An 18525-nucleotide genomic window follows, 5' to 3' on the forward strand; every position below is an offset into this window, starting at 1 on the left:
ACGTCCCGCGTGCTCAGATCCGCGACTTCGCTTCCCGCCAGATCGGCTCGAACTTGTCAAGGTCCGGCACCCCGGTGTAGAACACGGAGTTGTCGACGATGCCCGGGATGTCGTCGATCCGGAGGACCTCCCGCTGCTCGTCGGTCGCCCCGTCGAGTGCGGTCTGGTGGGGGACGGCGTTGGTGCCGCCGGAGGTGGGCCACATGAGGTTCGTGGCGGTCTGTTCCCGCTGCATGTACGCCAGGTAGTTGTCGGAGACAGTGGGTTGATCACCCTTCAGCATACACGTCGTCTCCACCCAGATGACCGACCCCTCCTCGGGGACGTGGGCCTCGAAGTTGAGGTCGCCGCCGCGTCGGAGCGTGCCGTTGATCCAGCTGCCGGAGATGAACCCGATGTCGATCTCGCCGGATTTCATGGCCTGGTTCATGGACGCGAAGTCCGGGAGCAGCGTCTTCGCGTTGTCGAACAGATCGAACGTCGCCTGCCGGACCTGTTCGATCTCCTCGTCGGTGTGCTCTTTGTACGGGTCGATGCCTTCCCGGAGCATAATGATCTGGATCCCCCAGAACATCAGGTCGTAGACGCCGACGTCGTACCCGTCCATCCACGCGGCGTCGTAGCTGCCGTAGTCCGACTCCGCGACGGTATCTTTGTTCACCACGAACGACGCCCACCCGAACCGCTGGGGGACGCCGTACATCGTTCCGTCGGTGTCGAAGGAGTAGTCGTCCTCGTTGAGGAACGCGAAGGCGTACCCTTCGTCTTTGGTGAACATGTCAATGTACTTGTCGAAGGTGTACGGCTTCCACTGCTCGTAGTTCAGCGGCCGGATGAGGCCGGCCTCCGCGAGGTCCGGAAGCCACGCCATGTCGAACGTCGCCTGGTGGAACTGCTCCCACTCCCCGGATTCAAGCCGGTTGAACGCCTTGGGGTTTGAGGTGAACAGATCCAGTTGGGTGTCGCACTCGAACTGATTCCGGAAGGGATCCTGGACGTTTGAGGCGTCGTAGCCCGTCCACGTCAGGTGATTGATGGTCTCGCCGGTCTCGTCGGTCTCGCCGGGTTCATACAGCGCCTCGTTCTCCGCGGCCGGGACTTCGGCGAGTTCCTGTTGGTACCAGGGTGCGTCGCCGCTGCTGCCCCCGCCGTCGCCGCTGCTACCCCCGCCGTCGCCGCCGGTACAACCCGCGATCGCGGCCAACCCGGCCGTCGCCGCCGCCCTCTTCGTGAACTCCCGCCGTGTGAACGGAATTTCTCGTGACATTGTGGTCTCCATCCGTGACCCGCGTGTTGACGGCAGTCGTCCACGCAGCGGACACGATGGTGTGCCACAAAATCCCGAAGAGCGGGTCATTACCATTGTGCCGTCAACCGACGGTTGTTTATAATGGACCGGGTGTCCGGCCAGATATCAGTGTCCGTACGGACGTTATTTTGAGGTATTTTTTTCGGATTGTGATGGAATTTCGAGCGTTTGCTCCGACAACAGCCATTACACAACCGGATGGTGTCCGAACCGACTGTTCGGGATCGACACCCGTCGCCCGTGCGGTGCGGAGACGCGATGGAGGAGTGATACTGTCGGCTATAATTACGTGAAGATTTTCGACACCCCGGGGTGTCGAAATACGTCACGCGACTATAGCCGACAGTATGAGGTCTGGACTCGAACCGCGTGCACCGGTGTGTTCGGGAACGAGCCCTCGAGGATGCCTCGGAAGCGTCGGGGGTCCGCGCGGACTGTCGGGTCGTCGACGTGGATGACCCGAATCGGGGCGATCAGACGGTGATCGAGTCGGTTCTTCGAGACAACCGCGGTGTGATACGGCGGGTTGTGGGGGCATCAGGCGTGATACCTCGTATCGCACAAGCGTTATTCCCCCGGGCGGATTGAGTACGACTGCAATGGCAAACGGCACGGTTGATTTCTTCAACGACACGGGCGGTTACGGTTTCATCGAGACAGAGGACGCTGACGAGGACGTGTTCTTCCACATGGAAGACATCGGCGGCCCCGACCTCGAAGAGGGACAGGAAGTGGAGTTCGACATCGAGCAGGCCGACAAGGGCCCGCGCGCGACGAACCTCCAGCGCCTGTAAGTCGGACCCGACCGCATGGTCGATCCGACAGCACGCACCGAGCGACGACCGAATGTAGCCTTCTTTCACCTCTGTTGAGTCGAACCGCCCGGGTCGTGGGCGCCGGAACGCCTCTGCGACTGCCGACACGTTCTCGGGGGCGGCGGCCCAACAACCCGTATGACCCGAGACGGAGCGGAGATGGAGTACGTCGAAGCCCACGGCGCGCGCGTGCCGGCAGTCGGGTTGGGGACGTGGCAGCTCACGGGCACGGAGTGTTACGAGACGGTGTCGACCGCGCTCGACCTCGGCTACCGCCACGTCGACACCGCACAGCTGTACGACAACGAGCGGGAGGTGGGGCGGGCGATCACCGATTCCGCCGTCGACCGCGACGACGTGTTCCTCACGACCAAGGTCTCTCCCCGGAACGCGGGCCGCAACGCCCTGATCGACTCCACGGGCGAAAGCCTCGATCGTCTCGGTACCGAGTACGTCGACCTGTTGCTCCTCCACTGGCCGAACCCGCTCGTGTCGGTGGAGTCGACGATGGCCGCCGTAGACCACCTGGTCGAACAGGGAATGGTCTCTCACGCCGGCGTCAGCAATTTCCCGCGAGTGCTGCTCGACCGCGCCCGCGACGCCGCCGACACGCCGATCCTCACCAACCAGGTCCAGTTTCACCCCTACAAGCCACAGCGCGGAATGCTGAGCCACTGCCAGGGGGAAGGCCCGTTCCTGACCGCGTACAGCCCGCTGGCCCGCGGGACCGTTCTCGACGACGACACGGTCCAGCGGCTCGCTGGGGAGTACGACCGGACGCCCGCACAGATCGTGCTCCGGTGGGCGACCCAACACCGCGACGTCGCGGTGATTCCGAAGACCACCGACCCCGAGCACCTGAGGCAGAACCTCGCGCTGTTCGACTTCAAGCTCACCGGCCCGGAGGTTGAGGAGCTCACCAAGCCGTCGCTTCTCAAATCCGGGAGAGCGATGCTCGACGGCATGCTCGGCGAACTCCGGTGAGTAGCAGAACCGACTCGCACCTGAGGTCGTGACCGGAGACAGCGATACCCGAGCCTCCGTCGGGACGACAACAGGCCACACCGGACGCCGCGCGCGTCGCGCCGCGGTCGCCTGGACGCTGGTGATTGTCGCCGCGTCGCTCGTCGATCCGGCCGCGATCCTGAAGCCACTCGGAGCGTCGCGAACGGCGGGCGCCGGCGGGACGGGGGGCGCGGCCGCGTTCGCGACCGCGCACCTGGTGGCGTACGGCGTTCTGGCGTGGCTGCTCGGCGATGGACTGGACCCGAATACCGACGGGTTCCGGGCCGTCGTCACGGCCATCGCCGTCGCAACGGCGGTTGGCGTCGGGGTCGAACTCCTTCAGGCCCCCGTCGCCGCCCGAACCGCGGGCGCGCCTGACGCCCTCGTCAACGCGGTCGGCGCAACGGTGGGTGCGGGGCTGCACGCAGCACTCGACGGTCGGCGACGGCGGTGATACCACAGCCGGGACGCGCGGGCAGCGGTACCACAGCCGGGACGCGCGGCTTTTATCCCGCGGGCCCCAACTCCCCGTCGATACCGGATGTCGGTCACGACGCTTCACCGCCCGGCCCACCGGGACGCGCTGGCGCTGGTAGAGACCGCCTTTGAGGAGGGACGGATGGTGACGGCGTTCGGCCGGTGCACCGTCGACTACGACGGCCGCGCGTCGTCGGACCTCGGCCCCGGCGACCGACTCGTCGTCTGCAAGCCCGACGGCACGGTCCTGGTCCACACCGACGAGAACCGGAACCCGGTCAACTGGCAGCCGCCGGGGTGTACCCACCACGCCGGCGTGCGCGACGGCCGGCTCCGGATCCGAAGCGTGCGGTCGTCGCCGTCTGAGCGCCTGGACGTCAGCTTCCGCCAACTCGAGCAAGTAACGGCCTACGAGGTCGAAGACCGGAGCGATCTGACGCTGACGGGGAGCGAAGAGGACCTCCGAACCAGGATCCTCGACGATCCCTCGTCGGTGGAACCGGGCTTTCGCCCGACCGCGACCGAACGGGAAACCGCCGCCGGCCCGGTCGACATCTTCGGCGACGACGCCGACGGTCGGCCGATGGTGGTGGAGCTGAAGCGCCGGCGGGTCGGTCCCTCGGCCGCCGGCCAACTCCGCCGGTACGTCGAGGCCGTCGACGAGGAGTTCCCCGGCGAGGACGTCCGCGGAATCTTGGTGGCGCCGTCGGTCACCGACCGGGCCGCCGCACTCTTAACGGAGCAGGATCTGGAGTTCGTACCGCTGTCACCGCCGGACGGTGGCGAAGACGGGTCAGTGACCCACGACTGAAGCCCTGTCTCTTACGCATAACTCTCAGGAGTGCAGTTCGTATCCCTCTGCCTATGTCTGAAGTTTCTTGAGACCTTTCCACATCGTTTCCCAACCAGGCGGTGGATCAGAGCTCCGGTCAAGATAGCCACCGATCTTCGCAACCGCAATTGCGTACGCTTGAGCCTCATTATCGGTCAATTCTGGAAATTTTGTTTCCAGAATTGACCGCTCAGTCTCGCTCAGAAGAACATCAGGTGAGCAGTATGCGTCTCCCCGAGCAAGTTCCCGTAGCTCCAGCACCTTCCACGCAATCACCGAATAGACACTCAACAAAACCTCCATCCGTTCCCACGTTTCCAGCCGGCGTTCCTCGATCCGGCACCCTGTTTTCAACACCTTGTGCCAGTCTTCGATCGTCCATCGGGCGCAATAGGACTCTACCACACTCAGCGAGTCACTGAATTCAGCGACCGATTCAGTGGTGAGTAACACCCACTGAATCGGGTCGTCTTGCTCTCTCACTTCGTCGATCCGTACGACGTTTACTGCGACTGGTTCCGTGTGAGTTGGATCGTTCTGCGGAGGAAGAAGCTCGCACGATCCGGCTTTGACGGTGACCTCAGCTTTTCGGGCTTTCCTTCCACTTCCTTGTTCGATCTCTATCGACGTGCGACCTTGTTCAGGGATCTCTTCACTCCAGTCAATCAGACGCCCGTCCGTTCCGGACGGCGTCTGAATACAGCGATTCTGATTCGCACGGACGATGAATCCAGCGTTAAGCTCGTCTGTCACTTCGCGGTAGAACGCAAATGCGTCAGCCCCTCGGTCGTGGATGAATATCGGCCGAATCCCTTCGGCAAGCCAGTTGCTGGCTTGCCTGTCTCCACGAATCCATTTTTTCTGTTCGCTCTCTAATTCGATTGGCTCACCTTTCCCATTCGCATCGTGTTTGATGCTGGCCTGTTGGTCCTCGATCAGCGACTACTGATCGATGACCCCGGTCATATGGTGCGTCTGTGGATCGACTCCGATCGTCGAGTGAATCTTGACGCCTTCGAGATCTGTTTTGGAGTTGCCGGTGTCACCGAGTCCTTCCTTGGACGGATGTCTCGGGAACACGAGCTCAGTCGTATCAGAGACGACCAGAAGGTCCTCGTTGTTACCGACGCGTGAGCGTTGTTCTCGCTTGTGTGCGGAGAGAATCTCGTCTGGGTCCACACGCTCGTTATCACAGAATCGATACGTAGCCTTTGTGGAGGCCCAGTCTTCGCAGACATTCGGGATCGACTCGGCAGGTGCCCTGCCGAGCCGATCTCCGACTTGCACCAATCGGTTAGTGAGCCGTTCGTCACCAAACTCAGCAGACTGGAACTCCTTTCGAACCGTGCCAGAGACATCGGTCTGACACAGCTCTTCCTCGTCTAGATCTGTCCGCCGACTTCGTGAACCGCTCTGCATCTTGGTCTCTTTCTCGACGAACTACGGCGATAGGAGTTGTGGGTAAGAGACAGGACTGAAGCCGTGGGCTACCTCCTCGATTCCGTGTGAGACCGCGGTGGTACTGGACGGTCCACACCGGCGCGTCGGGGGGACGGACGCTTCGAAGCGCTTTTACGCCGAATATGCCTTGTGCTTCACAAGTAGCTATGTCTGAAAAACCCGCCTCGATGTACCGGGAGCTCTCGAAGCCGTCGTACACACGACGCGATTACGTCACGGGGATCCCCGGGTCGAAGATCGCACAGCACAACATGGGTAACCTCCAGACCGGGCCGCAGGACTACCCGGTCCAGATCAGCCTCAGCCTGGAGGAGGAGTGTCAGATCCGCCACGGGTCGCTCGAATCCGCGCGGCTGTCGGCGAATCGCGTCATGCTCAAGCAAGTGGGCCAGGAGAACTACAAGATGGTGCTCCGGAAGTTCCCCCACCAGATCCTCCGGGAGAACAAACAGGCGACTGGTGCGGGCGCGGACCGCGTCTCCGACGGCATGCGCCAGGCGTTCGGGAAGATCGTCGGGACCGCCGCGCGCGTCCAGAACGGCGAGCGGGTCTTCACGATCTACTGTGACCCCGAGGACGCCGACGTTGCGAAGGACGCGCTGCGCCGCGCGTACAACAAGATGTCGCCGCCGTGCCGGGTCGACGTCGAGAAGGGCGAAAAGCTGCTGGTCTCGTAGGTCTGGGTCGCCCGCGACCCGCCCGCTTTTGTTCCGCCGCCTCCTGGTGTGAGTGATGCTCCGGCTCGCTGTGACCACCGCCGCCGAGACGCTTGACCGAATGCGCGACCCGCTCGCGGCCCGCGACATCGCAGTCGAGCACCTCACAACAACGGGACGGGTGGTCGACCCCGGCCGGCCTCCGGAGCGTCGCTTCGACGCGGGGTTCGTCTACCCCTCGCGGCTGATGGCCGGCGGCGTTGTGGACGGCCGCCGCGGGCTCCCGTGGGTGAACGACCGGGCGGCGGTGGCGACCTCGCGGAACAAGGCGGGGGTGATCGCGGCGCTCTCGCGGGCGGACATTCCGGTCCCGGAGACCCGCGTCGTCTCGAACGCAGTTTCGGACGACGACGTGGCCGCGGCCGCCACCGACCTCGGGTTTCCGATCGTCATCAAACCCAACTCCGCGACCCGCGGGATCGGCGTCGCGAAGGTCCACGACCCGGACTCGTTGCTCGGTGTGACCGATTACCCCGACCTGGTTCACGGCTTTCGGGCGACCGGCGACAAGTCGTACGTGCTCCAGGAGTACCTCCCCGACGCCCGCGACTACCGGCTGATGGTGGTCGACGGCGCGGTCGTCGGCGGGGTCGAGCGCCGACGCCCCGAGTCTTCGCGGGCGGCGGGCGGGTGGAAGCATAACGTCCACCGCGGGGCGACCGCCGTCGCGACCGACGTCGGCACGGAACTCCGGGAACTCGCGCTTGAGACGGCCGAGGCGCTCGACATCGACTACCTTGGGGTCGATATTCTCGTGTCGGGTGGACGGGCGGTGGTCTCCGAGACCAACGCGCGGCCGACGATCGACGACCGGAAGTACGACGCCGGGTTCTGGGACCGGTTGGCGGGGGTGATCCGGCGAACCGCCGGATCGGCATCGCGGGCGTGACCGCGCTCAGTCCAGGTCGATCGACGCGGAGTCGTCGACTTTCCCGAAGGTGGCCTGGAGGATGCCGTTGTTGAACGTCGCCGAGGCGGTGTGTTCGTCGACCCGTGCGGGGAGCCGGATGCGCTCGTCGTACTCCCGGCGCTCGCCCGAGGCGGAGACGGTGAGAATCTCGCCGTCACACTTCAGTTCGACCGCCTCCTTCGGCACTCCCGGGAGGTCGGCGACCACCCGGAGTTCGTCACTCTCGTCGTAGACATCGACGTGCGTCTCGGAGGTGAACCCGGCGGCGTCGTCGCCGGTCATCTCGTCCATCATCCGCTCGATCCCCTCGAAGAAGTCGTCGAACGGGTCGTCGCGGTTGTCTCTCATCGAATACCGATACGGGCGTTCCGATCAAAAGCCTTCTCCCCCCGACAGTCTCGATGGGTCGAAAGACACACGTCGGGAGCGGCCGACGGCAGAGGCAGAGGTATACGGGATGGCAGACGATGCTGACGACGCGTACGAGGAGCCGCTCTTCCAGCGCGTGATCGAGTACGCCGCCGCGGCCGACCGCGACATCGTGCGGATGGTTTCGGGGCACCCCGATTGGGATCCGCCGGCGGCGCTCCGGGAGGGACTGCGCGCCTACGCCGACGGCGACCCCGAGACGTTTCAGTATCCGCCGCGGGAGGGGCTGCCGGCGCTCCGCGGGGAGATCGCCGACCGACGCGGGGTCGAGGAGTCGCAGGTCATTGTGACCAACGGGGCCGCCGAAGCCAACTACCTCGGGATGGCGGAGGCGCTCGACCGGGATTCGGGGGCGGAGGTCCTCGTGACCGATCCGGTCTACCCCTACTACCCCGGGCGGACGACGATGCTCGGCGGCGAGACGACCCGCGTGTCCGTCGGCGACAACGGCCACGTCGACGTCGACGCGATGCGTGCTGCGGCCTCCGGCGACACCGCCGCGATCGTTCTCAACACCCCGAACAACCCGACTGGCGCGGTCTACAGCCTGGAGGCGGTGGCGGAACTCGCGGACGTCGCCGCCGACGTCGACGCGCTGCTCGTGGTCGACGAGGTGTACGACCACTTCGACTTTTCGGGGCGGTTCGAGAGCGCGGTCACCCTCGACCGCGACAACGTCGTCGTCACGACCTCGTTCTCGAAGGCGCTCGGGATCACGGGGTTTCGGGTCGGGTACGCGGTGTTCCCGGCGGACCTGGTTGAGGCCGCGCTGACCAGACACACGCTCGTGAACATCGCGGCCAGCCGACCGGCGCAGGCGGCCGTGCTCGCGGCGCTCGAGGAGACCCCACCAGCGTACTACGAGTCTGTCCGCGACACCATCCGGGGCCGGATCGACGACTTCACCGCCGCGCTCGACGCCGCCGGCGCGGCGTACACCACGCCGGAGGGCGCGTTCTACGTCCTCGTGCGGTTCGAGGGCTTCCCGGGAACCCTGGCGAACGTGCAGCGGCTGATCGACGACACCGGCGTCGCGGCGATGCCCGGGGCGGCGTTCGGTGAGACGTACGACGGGTGGATTCGGTTCAGCCTGTGTACTGACCGGGTCGACGAGGCCGCCGACCGGTTGGCGGCGTACTTCGACGGCCGGTGACGGCGCTGTCGGGGAGAGCCCGACCCGCTCCCGGCAGCCGGGGGTGTGGCTGCGGCCGACCGGACGGCGACTGTCGCCCCGGGCGGTCCACCAGATCGGCCGTTGGGAGTGACGCGCAGGGCCGAGTCATTCCATCAGTTCTTTGCGTTCGTACGGTGACCAACGAGGTGATATGAGCAGTCGATGGCTCCCCGTCGGCGAGTTTCGCGCCTTGACGACGCCGGAAAAGCTGAAGATCGTCCTCGGGTGGGCGGTGGTCGCGTTCGTGCTGCTGCTCGGGATCGGCGGCAGCCTCGGGCTTCCGGCCGGAGTTGTCCTCGGCGTCGTGTGCGCCACGCTCGGCGCGGTGCTGTGGATCGGCGGGTTCTGATACTGTCGGCTATAACTACGTGAAGATTTTCGACACCCCGGGGTGTCGAAATACGTCACGCGACTATAGCCGACAGTATGAGCCGATCGGAGGAGCGCCAGCGGCCGGGAACGGCGTGGCGACGCCGGCGGAAGCCGACCGGGAAGTACACAAGTCCCCGCCGTTTCCCACCCTGTATGTCAGGAACCGATGCCGACGCCGCCGACCCCGAAGAGCGGGGCGCCGAGGGTGACCCCCCCACAGACGACACCACGATCGACGTTGAGCCCGTCGAGGACGCCGGCGGGGTCGACAACGCGGAGTCGGGGGACGCCCCCGAAACGATCACCGACGACGAAACCCTGCCTGAGGGCGTCGAAGCGCCCGAATACGTCCTCTACGGCGGGAAAGGCGGCGTCGGAAAGACCACCATGGCGGCGGCGACCGGGTTGGCGTCGGCGGCCGCGGGGACTGCGACGCTCGTGGTCTCCACAGACCCCGCCCACTCGCTCTCCGACACCCTCGACTACGACGTCCCGGCGCAGCCGACGCGGATCCGCGAGGACGTTCCCCTCTACGCCGCCGAGATCGACCCCGACACCGCGGTCGCGGGGCCGTTCGGCGGGGCCGCGGCGAGCGGACCGGGGACGGGCACCGGCGGGACGGGTGCGGGCGGGGGCTTCGACGGCGGGAGCGGCGCCGGCAGTGGAGGCGGTGCCGGCGGCCTCGGCCCGGACGCCGGCGGCAATCCCTTCGACGCCGACGGTGCCGAGGGCGGCGCGTCGCCGTTCGGCGACCTCGGGGGGATGGGCGAACTCCTCGGGGGGGCGATGGATCCCGGGTCGATGCCCGGCGCCGACGAGGCGGCGGCGATGCAGCAGCTGTTGGAGTACCTCGACGACCCCCGGTTCGACCGTGTCGTGGTCGACACCGCCCCAACCGGCCACACCCTTCGGCTGCTGGAGCTCCCGGAGGTGATGGACTCCATGCTCGGCCGAGTCGCCAAACTCCGCCAGCAGTTCTCCGGCATGATGGAGGGCGTCAAGGGGATGTTCGGGATGGGCGCCGACGGGGCCGGCGGCCCCGACCTCGACGAACTCCGCGAGCGGATCGAGCGCCTTCGGACCGTGTTGCGGGACCCCGACAAGACCGACTTCCGCGTCGTGATGATCCCCGAAGAGATGAGCGTCGTCGAGACCGAACGGCTGGTCGACCGACTCGACGGGTTCGGGATCCCCGTCCAGACCCTGGTCGTCAACCGGGTGATGGAGGATCTCGCCGACGCGACAACGGCGACGGTCGACGACCGGTGGGTCGTCTCCCCCAACCTGGAGGAGTGTGAGTTCTGTCAGCGCCGGTGGCAGGTCCAGCAGGACGCGATCCGGCGGGCCACTGACCTGTTCCGCGGCCGCGGCGTGAAGCGGGTGCCGCTGCTCGCCGAGGAGGTTCGCGGCGACGACGCGCTCCGCGTCGTGGCGGCGTGTCTGGCGTAAGGGGCGGGGACTGACAGGTGCATAGAGCATCCAGAGGGACGCCGTACGGATATCCACGAACCCTCGTTCTACAGATATTTTAATACTCCAGAGGCAACAGGACCGGACACGATGCACCGACGTGATCTTCTGAAGATATCCGCACTCGCAAGCAGTAGTAGCGTGACGGGGTGTCTCCGACTCACGCAGGAGTCCGGGCCGGACGCTGCCACACCGATCAGTGACACCGCGACGACGCAGTCGACAACCATCACCGACGGCACAACGGTACCGCAGCGACAGTCTGTGAGTGATCTGTTTGAACTCGAGTGGAGTACTGACAGGCAGATGGGTTCGATTCAGGTTCATCGCAACTCGTTGTACGGCGAGTCTGGCAGCACTGTTCGCAAGTTCTTCCGTGAGACAGGAGAGTTACAGTGGGAAACCACGCCGGAACACGGTCGAGAAGATAATCTCATCCAGTCCGTCCAACCGACTGAATCGGTCGTATGTGTTCTCGAACGGTCCGATCCGGACACTGACGAACCGGTACGGCTGTTCGGGGTGGACCCACGAGACGGGGCTGAACTCTGGTATCTCGAAGGCGAGTTCGCACAGTGGTTCACGTCTTCGAACCCCTTCGCCGCATCGGATCAGTATGCGGCCTTTGCTCAACAGAACACTGACAACTCTACGACGAACATCTGGACGGTTGATATTCGGACTGGCGAGCGGCTGTCGAAGACGACGATCGACGAGGACGACGAGGACACCGACATCAGATTCGTTCGGACGGTGCTGATCCACGGCGAGAAGCTGTTGCTGTTCGGGAACAAAGTGGAGGTCCGTGACGTCGCGACCGGGAGCGTGCTCAGTACAACAGAACTGGATCTCTCTCACGCATTGATCGACGGAGACTGGATATACGCCGGGGGGAGTTCCGTAGCAAAGCTGAGCATCGACGGGCTTGAGCCGTCCTGGAGAACGGAGGTCCCGAGCCGTACCACGGCCATCCCCGCGGTGTCGGATGAACAAAACAAACTGGTTGTCGGTACGAAGACCGGCGTGCGGTGTTTCGATACGTCCACCGGGGATGCTGAATGGGAATACCGGACTGCCGGGGAAGTTTCGGATTACGACGGGGGTGTGGAGCTGGTCGACGGCGTCGTATGGGTATTTGACGATGCCGGACACCTGTCCGTGATCGACCTCGGCAGTGGAGATCCGATATACGACGAACAACAGAAGTCCAACAGCGACAACCCCTCCGATATGATCGCTTCCGGGTCCAAGCTGTACCTCTCGTTAGCCGATTCGAGCGACCGGCCGCAGACGGAGATTCCGAGAGGAACTTCAGCTATGTCGATAACGATGGAGTAGTGATGCTCGGTAGTAGCGCCTGCACTGAGTGGTACTCGTCCGGCGGGGAACGGGTTCTATCAGAGCTTCCGCAGATACCGGTAGCCAGCGTCGAGCCACCGCGACGGCAGGAACCGGGCGAGCGCGCCGACCCGTGCGGCGGTCCCCGGCTGGTACCGCGCCTTCGGCTTCGTCGAGGAGGCGGCGTCGACGATGTCCTCGGCGACACGCTCGGGTGAGATCGCGCCGAGCCCACCGCCGCCGACCAACTGTGTGTCGGAGAACAGGTCGTAGAACGAGTCGTAAGCGCCGGAGCGGTCGAGTCCGGCGATGTCGTCGGTATCGCCGCCGTCGACAGTCTCCCCGTCGCCGTCGGCCTCCCCATTGTCCGCGCTGCCGCCGTACACTTCGGCCTCGGCACGCTCGGTGAACGACGTCTCGACCGGCCCGGGTTCGATCAGGACCACGTCGATGCCGTACTCGTCGACCTCGTTTCTGAGCGCGTCGCTCATCGCCTCCAGGGCGAACTTCGAGCCGGCGTAGATCCCGCCGCCGGGGAACGACAGCCGCCCCGCGGCGCTGGAGACGTTCACCACTGTCCCGGCCTCTTGCTCCCGCATGTGCGGCAGTGCCGCGCGGAGCAGCCGGTGGGGGCCGTAGAGGTTCACGTCGAACTGTCGGTGGACCTGTCCGGTGGGTACGTCCTCGACCGGGCCGAACTGCGCGTATCCGGCGTTGTTGACCAGACACGAGAGGTGGCCCTCCTCGTCGACGATGCGGCCGACCACGCGTTCGACGTCGTCGGGGTCGGTGACATCGAGCGTCGCGATCCGACACCCGGCCTCGCCGAGCGTTTCGATGTCGGCCGGGTTGCGAGCGGTGGCGTAGACACACCAGTCTTCCTCCACGAACTCCAGAGCCGTCGCGCGACCGATCCCCGACGAACAGCCGGTGATCAGGACCGTCTCCGGTGTCATAGCAACATTTTACAAAAAGCCGTCAACACTTGCTGGAACTCACGCCTCAAACCAACCATAGGGTACCACAGGACGGAGAGGAACAAAAGAACCTGGGCTTAGTCAGTTACCCACCCCAAACCACGCTACGATGGTTCGTCGCGAGCAGCGCCCGCCTCGGGGTGGAACACGGCCGGTCGCGACCGAGTGCCACATTCTTAACTCCCCCGCGTCGGTGGATCGGGTATGCGATTCGATCGATCGGCGGGCGTTTTCTGCCACCTCACTTCGTTGCCCGGTCCGCACGGCATCGGCGACCTCGGCGACGGAGCACGCGCGTTCGTCGACTGGCTCGCCGACGCCGACCAGTCGTACTGGCAGTTCTGCCCGGTTGGACCGACCGCGTCGATCCACGGCGACTCGCCGTACCAGTCGTACTCCGCGTTCGCGGGCAACCCGCTCCTGATCAGCCTCGACCGACTCGTCGACGACGGACTCCTCGACGACGAAGCAGTCCGGGGTGACGCGGTTCCCGACTTCCCCAACGACCACGTCGACTACGACCGCGTCCGAGCCTACAAGACCGACCGGCTCCGGACGGCTGCCGAGCGGTTCCACGCCGACGCCGCCGCGGACGACCGCGCGGCGTTCGACGCGTTCCGGGAGCGGACGTCGGGGTGGCTCGACGACTACGCGCTATTCATGGCGCTGCGGACGCGCTACGGCGGCGCGTGGACCGACTGGCCTGAGCCCGTCCGCACCCGCGACCCCGACGCGCTGGCGGCCCACCACGAGGAGCTGGGCGAGGAGGTCCGGTACCGGGAGTTCGTCCAGTTCGTCTTCGACCGACAGTGGCGCGCGCTCAGGGCGTACGCGGCGGAGCGCGGCGTCAAGTTCGTCGGCGACCTCCCGATCTACGTCGCGCTCGACAGCGCCGACGTGTGGGCGAGCCCCGAAGTCTTCGACCTGACTGCCGACCACGACCCCGCGGCGGTGGCGGGGGTCCCGCCCAACCCCGGCGACGACGGCCAGCGGTGGGGCAACCCGGTATACGACTGGGAGGCACTCAGGGAGACCGGCTACAGGTGGTGGCTCAGTCGGGTGGATCGGCTGCTCGACCTCGTTGACGTCGCCCGGGTCGACCATTTCAAAGGGTTCGACGAGTACTGGGCGATCCCGGCCGACGCCGACGACCCGGCGGCCGGTGAGTGGCGCGGGGCTCCGGGGCACGACTTCTTCGAGACCGTCGAACGGGAGTTGGGAGAGCTCCCGTTCGTGGTGGAAGACCTGGGGTTCCTCGACCAGGGAGTGATCGACCTCCGTGAGCGGTTCGGGTTCCCGTCGATGCGGGTCCCGCACTACGCCGACTGGTGCCAGGAAGGGGATATGTACCAGCCGATGCACTACCCCGAGGCCAGCGTCGGCTACACCTCGACCCACGACACCGACACGGTGATTGGCTACTACGAGTCGCTGCCCGACCACCAGCGAGACTGCCTCCACTACAACATCGGCGCCGACGGGTCGGCCATCAACTGGTCGGTGATCGAGGCGGTGTGGCGCTCCGACGCGGTGCTCGCCGTCACCACGGTCCAGGACGTGCTCGGACTCGGCACTGAGGCCCGGTTCAACCGCCCCGGGACCGTGACCGGAAACTGGGCGTGGCGGTGCACCGAAGCCGCGTTCGACGGCGACAGCGCGGCGCGCCTCGCGCGGCTCACAGACGAGCACGTTCGGAACTGATGGGGGGCCACCGGCGTGTGGGCGGCGACACCCGGGCTTATGTAGCTCCCTCGAAAAAGCGGGAGCGTATGACGGACATCGCGACCTTCGACGAGACCATACGCGGACTCTCGCCGCCACGGGGTGAGCGCCTCGAACGGGTCCGTGACCTCGACGTCAGGATCGGCGGCGCCGAGAGCAACGTCGCGGTCGCGGTCGCAGTCGCGGCCGCGCGCCTGGGGTGTGAGACGACGTGGCTGTCGAGGCTCCCGGCGTCGCCGCTCGCCCGCCGGGTTACTGGAGAACTCCGGAGCCACGGCGTACGGCGCCGCGATGGCGTCGCTGAAGCGAACTGTCGACGGCGATGTCGCGGCCGTGACCGCCAACGAGGTCGAGTCTGTGATCGAAAGCGGCGCCGGGGGCTCTCCCGGTGAGTCGATGACCGGACAGAATCCGACCACCGGCGGGCGGTACCGCGTGCTCGGGCGGCCGCGGGAGCCCGACGAACTGTTGCTCGTGACCCTCGACGCCGGCGGTGGGGTCGGTGACCGCGACGCCCCCGCCGACGGCGACTCCGATCGCCCCGCGGACTTCGAGGGGGCGTTCGCGCCCGTCTACGTCGACACGACGGGGTACGACGGAGACCTCGCAACGGCTGTCGAGGGGCTCCGGGCCGGCGGCCTGGTGGACGCAACGCTCGTGTGGCGCGACGGTGACCCCCGGTTCACATCGCTTTCGGTCGTCGCCGACACGGTCTTCGAGTTCTACGACGGCGTCACCGGGATCTTCGAGGCCGCCAAGAACGCGTGGATGGTCGCCGAGGCCGACAACGAGGGGATGAACGCGCGGGTGACTCGGGACACCGACGGCGACCCCAACGGCGCGCTCTACGTGTTCGCAAAACAGTCGGGCGCGCGTGATCTCTTTTCGGAGTTCCGGACGGGCGTCACGCCGCTGTCGCCGCTCGTCAGCCGGGTCGACGACGCGGCGTCGGCGCTACCGGAGGAAGAGCAGCCGCGGGCCGTCTTCGTGCTCCGTCCGGCTGACGAGCCGTTCCTGGTGGTCTACGTTGCGTTCCGACGGGACGGCGTGCTAGCGGAGACGATGCGGACGACCTACGGGGATAGCGAGGGAGTGCTCGGCTGAGGCCGTCCGACCGACGCCCCCCACATCGACGGAAGTGATATATATTCCCGAATCGCCGGCTTCGAGACAGTCGGATTCGCTTGAAACACCGTGTTACGGGGCTATACATTGATTTTAATGACATACCTGTCACGGAAGCTTTAAATATATAGGATGCTTACACTTGGTAAGGTCAACCCCGGCGGGTCCGTCTCGAATATTAGTTTTTTCCGGCCGTGGGTGAACCGCTTCCAACCATGAGCGACACACAACTCAGAGACCGAACGGGGTACAGCGCGGCACGGACGGACGCCGACGTCGACGAACACGAGCACACGGCGGATGAGGAACGCGAGGAGTTGGTCTGTCCGGAGTGTGGCGGGAACGTCGTCGCCGACGAGTCCCGCGGCGAGACGGTGTGTGCGGACTGCGGTCTCGTGATCGACGAGGACTCGATCGACCGCGGGCCGGAGTGGCGCGCTTTCGACAGCGCAGAGCGCGACCAGAAATCCCGCGTGGGCGCGCCGACGACCAACCTCATGCACGACAAGGGGCTCTCGACCAACATCGGGTGGCAGAACAAAGACGCCTACGGCAACGCCCTCTCGTCGCGGCAGCGCGAGCAGATGCAGCGGCTCCGGACGTGGAACGAGCGGTTCCGCACCCGCGACTCGAAAGAGCGCAACCTCAAACAGGCGCTCGGCGAGATCGACCGCATGGCGTCCGCGCTCGGACTCCCCGAAAACGTCCGCGAGACCGCGTCGGTCATCTACCGCCGCGCGCTCGATGAGGACCTGCTGCCCGGCCGCTCCATCGAGGGCGTCGCGACCGCGGCGCTGTACGCCGCCGCCCGACAGGCCGGCACGCCCCGGTCGCTCGACGAGATCGAGCGGGTCTCCCGGGTCGACAAGATGGAGCTCACTCGGACCTACCGGTACGTGGTCCGCGAGCTCAAATTGGAGGTCGAGCCCGCCGACCCCGCCCAGTACGTCCCCCGCTTCGCGTCCGACCTCGACCTCTCCGACGAGGCCGAACGCCGCGCGCGGGAGTTGCTGGAGAGCGCCAAGCGCGCCGCGATCCACTCCGGGAAGTCACCGGTGGGGCTCGCCGCGGCCGCGGTCTACGCCGCGGCGCTTCTCACCAACGAGAAGGTGACCCAAAACCAGGTCAGCGAGGTCGCGGACGTCTCGGAGGTCACGATCCGGAACCGGTACAAGGAGCTGTTGGAGGCCAGCGACGCCGGGATGGCGGCGTAGACGACGCGGAGGCGGTCCCGTTTCGCGTGTGGTCCTGTACCAAGGTTTATTGACGTACCGGGAGAGTCAAGCGGTATGGTCGAAGCGTTCGTCAGGCTGCTGTGTCCCGAGTGTGGAAAAGACTGGCAGGACGAACCGTCGTCGCTCCCCGGCCACCGGAACAACTCCACGTGTTCGGCCTGCGGTGCGACCCGGCGGCTCGCGGAGTTTATGCGGACCGAACGCGACCTCAACACGGTGAAACAGTTCGAGTAGGCGTCGCAGCCGGTCTCGGGCGGGCTACAGCTCCGGAACCGGCGAGATCGCGCCGCAGGCGTCGCATCGCAACACCGTCGTGCCGCGTTCGTCAACCAACTGGGTGTCCGGGGAGTGACACTCAGAGCACGTGACGAAGTCCCCGACGTACGACTCCAGAGCATCGGCGATCCGGCGCTGTTTGAACGCGCCGGTGAACCGGGCCCGTCCGCGGTCGTCGATCGCTGCGCTGGTGCCGAGGGCCGACTGCAGGAACCGCATCAGGTGATCGGGTTCGCGCGCCAGCCGGTCGTGGACCGCTCCGAAGTTTTCCCAGACCGTGCTGTTGCCCTCCGCGCGCACCTCCGGATCGGGGACCTCGAAGCGCTCCCCGGCGTCGGCGATGTCGGGTGACCGTTCGAGTGCGCGGTCGAGTTGGTCCTCGTAGTCCATACCCAACGCGACGGATGGCGGCGTGTAAAACGTTCGTGTCTCACCCGGTCGCCGGGCGCCACCCGGGCCGGTGCGAGGGCCGGTCTGCGCACAGACCGCGGCGTGGGGCGATCGGCAGTCCGACCGTATCCTTCATCATCGAACACAGTGGATCGGTCGAATTAGAGCGTTTCGTGCCAGTATCCGGAGGTCCCGTGTTAACGAGACTCAGGATAATAATATATCCCTCCAGTCTCAACTACGGATGCTTATGAAAAAGCAGGAGCTCATCCACCTTCACGGCCTGCTTGCGGAGGTACACACACAGGTCGAATCGTGGGACGAAAACGAAGTACCGCTCGAAGCCTACAACGAACTCGGTGTTCGACCCACATCGATCCACAAATCCAAGACGGATCATAAAGACGCTGTCTTCCGACTGATTACTGGAATTACGGGATCCTTCGACGAGGAAGAGCAGACGCGCGTCGCCGCGACCGCCGACTGATTTCC

19 protein-coding genes and 2 pseudogenes are annotated in these 18525 nt (G+C 65.6%); 16 read left to right on the forward strand and 5 right to left on the reverse strand.

The window, feature by feature from the left end:
* Nucleotides 1–13 precede the first annotated feature (13 nt).
* Entirely contained in the window at nt 14–1267 is a 1254-nt protein-coding gene (locus IEX72_RS04355) for an ABC transporter substrate-binding protein (protein ID WP_188786157.1), read from the reverse strand.
* A 641-nt stretch (nt 1268–1908) separates the two neighbouring features.
* Here IEX72_RS04355 and IEX72_RS04360 point away from each other — a divergent pair.
* From IEX72_RS04360 to nucS, 4 genes are all read left to right on the forward strand, one after another.
* Nucleotides 1909–2103 carry a cold-shock protein gene (locus IEX72_RS04360; RefSeq protein WP_188786158.1) on the forward strand — a complete coding sequence of 65 codons (195 nt, stop codon included), beginning with the start codon at nt 1909–1911 and terminating at the stop codon, nt 2101–2103.
* A gap of 180 nt (nt 2104–2283) precedes the next feature.
* On the forward strand, nt 2284–3108 hold the full coding sequence (locus IEX72_RS04365; RefSeq protein WP_188786203.1) for an aldo/keto reductase: 825 nt from the start codon (nt 2284–2286) through the stop codon (nt 3106–3108).
* A 28-nt stretch (nt 3109–3136) separates the two neighbouring features.
* Complete coding sequence (locus IEX72_RS04370; protein ID WP_188786159.1) at nt 3137–3583, forward strand: VanZ family protein; 447 nt, start codon at nt 3137–3139, stop codon at nt 3581–3583.
* A gap of 87 nt (nt 3584–3670) precedes the next feature.
* Nucleotides 3671–4417, forward strand: a complete 747-nt coding sequence (nucS, locus tag IEX72_RS04375; protein ID WP_188786160.1) for an endonuclease NucS — start codon at nt 3671–3673, stop codon at nt 4415–4417.
* 51 nt (nt 4418–4468) lie between these two features.
* On the opposite strand, the pseudogene IEX72_RS04380 reads toward nucS, so the two are convergent.
* Nucleotides 4469–5857: pseudogene (locus tag IEX72_RS04380) on the reverse strand (IS4 family transposase).
* Nucleotides 5858–6045: 188 nt separating this feature from the next.
* On the opposite strand from IEX72_RS04380, the gene IEX72_RS04385 reads away from it, so the two are divergent.
* Together IEX72_RS04385 and IEX72_RS04390 are read left to right on the forward strand one after the other, a co-directional pair.
* The gene (locus IEX72_RS04385) at nt 6046–6576 is read left to right on the forward strand and encodes a 50S ribosomal protein L16 (RefSeq protein WP_188786161.1); all 531 of its coding nucleotides are present in this window, start codon (nt 6046–6048) and stop codon (nt 6574–6576) included.
* 55 nt (nt 6577–6631) lie between these two features.
* Entirely contained in the window at nt 6632–7504 is an 873-nt protein-coding gene (locus tag IEX72_RS04390; protein WP_188786162.1) for an ATP-grasp domain-containing protein, read from the forward strand.
* Nucleotides 7505–7510: 6 nt separating this feature from the next.
* Here the strand turns inward: IEX72_RS04390 and IEX72_RS04395 are convergent, their stop codons facing one another.
* Nucleotides 7511–7873, reverse strand: coding sequence for an Hsp20/alpha crystallin family protein (locus IEX72_RS04395; protein WP_188786163.1), 363 nt, complete (start codon nt 7871–7873; stop codon nt 7511–7513).
* A 109-nt stretch (nt 7874–7982) separates the two neighbouring features.
* Between IEX72_RS04395 and IEX72_RS04400 the strand changes: the two genes are divergently transcribed.
* The 4 genes from IEX72_RS04400 to IEX72_RS04415 all read left to right on the forward strand — a co-directional run bounded on the left by IEX72_RS04400 (nt 7983) and on the right by IEX72_RS04415 (nt 12308).
* The gene (locus tag IEX72_RS04400) at nt 7983–9107 is read left to right on the forward strand and encodes a pyridoxal phosphate-dependent aminotransferase (protein ID WP_188786164.1); all 1125 of its coding nucleotides are present in this window, start codon (nt 7983–7985) and stop codon (nt 9105–9107) included.
* Between the two features lie 172 nt (nt 9108–9279).
* On the forward strand, nt 9280–9477 hold the full coding sequence (locus IEX72_RS04405) for a hypothetical protein (protein WP_188786165.1): 198 nt from the start codon (nt 9280–9282) through the stop codon (nt 9475–9477).
* 176 nt (nt 9478–9653) lie between these two features.
* Entirely contained in the window at nt 9654–10949 is a 1296-nt protein-coding gene (locus IEX72_RS04410; RefSeq protein ID WP_188786166.1) for an ArsA family ATPase, read from the forward strand.
* Nucleotides 10950–11234: 285 nt separating this feature from the next.
* Nucleotides 11235–12308: an outer membrane protein assembly factor BamB family protein gene (locus IEX72_RS04415; protein ID WP_229663737.1), complete on the forward strand. Its 1074-nt coding sequence runs from the start codon at nt 11235–11237 to the stop codon at nt 12306–12308.
* Between the two features lie 59 nt (nt 12309–12367).
* Here IEX72_RS04415 and IEX72_RS04420 read toward each other — a convergent pair whose 3' ends face one another.
* Nucleotides 12368–13264, reverse strand: a complete 897-nt coding sequence (locus IEX72_RS04420; protein WP_188786168.1) for an SDR family oxidoreductase — start codon at nt 13262–13264, stop codon at nt 12368–12370.
* 225 nt (nt 13265–13489) lie between these two features.
* Between IEX72_RS04420 and malQ the strand changes: the two genes are divergently transcribed.
* From malQ to IEX72_RS04445, 5 genes and pseudogenes are all read left to right on the forward strand, one after another.
* Nucleotides 13490–14986 carry a 4-alpha-glucanotransferase gene (gene malQ, locus IEX72_RS04425; protein ID WP_188786169.1) on the forward strand — a complete coding sequence of 499 codons (1497 nt, stop codon included), beginning with the start codon at nt 13490–13492 and terminating at the stop codon, nt 14984–14986.
* A gap of 68 nt (nt 14987–15054) precedes the next feature.
* Nucleotides 15055–15318, forward strand: a pseudogene (locus IEX72_RS04430) (PfkB family carbohydrate kinase); the annotation flags it as partial.
* Nucleotides 15319–15403: 85 nt separating this feature from the next.
* Complete coding sequence (locus IEX72_RS04435; RefSeq protein WP_188786171.1) at nt 15404–16111, forward strand: DUF6663 family protein; 708 nt, start codon at nt 15404–15406, stop codon at nt 16109–16111.
* A 236-nt stretch (nt 16112–16347) separates the two neighbouring features.
* Nucleotides 16348–17346 (forward strand): transcription initiation factor IIB, encoded by a 999-nt coding sequence (locus tag IEX72_RS04440; protein WP_188786172.1) that lies wholly within the window; start codon nt 16348–16350, stop codon nt 17344–17346.
* A gap of 75 nt (nt 17347–17421) precedes the next feature.
* Complete coding sequence (locus IEX72_RS04445) at nt 17422–17601, forward strand: DUF7836 family putative zinc-binding protein (protein WP_188786173.1); 180 nt, start codon at nt 17422–17424, stop codon at nt 17599–17601.
* 24 nt (nt 17602–17625) lie between these two features.
* On the opposite strand, the gene IEX72_RS04450 is transcribed toward IEX72_RS04445, so the two are convergent.
* Nucleotides 17626–18033, reverse strand: coding sequence for a translation initiation factor IF-2 subunit beta (locus IEX72_RS04450; protein ID WP_188786174.1), 408 nt, complete (start codon nt 18031–18033; stop codon nt 17626–17628).
* Between the two features lie 250 nt (nt 18034–18283).
* Between IEX72_RS04450 and IEX72_RS04455 the strand changes: the two genes are divergently transcribed.
* A complete protein-coding gene (locus IEX72_RS04455; RefSeq protein WP_188786175.1) occupies nt 18284–18520 on the forward strand; it encodes a UPF0058 family protein in 237 nt (78 codons plus the stop codon).
* Nucleotides 18521–18525: the final 5 nt, after the last annotated feature.

Source organism: Halobellus salinus (assembly GCF_014646875.1).
Taxonomy (GTDB): domain Archaea; phylum Halobacteriota; class Halobacteria; order Halobacteriales; family Haloferacaceae; genus Haloquadratum; species Haloquadratum salinum.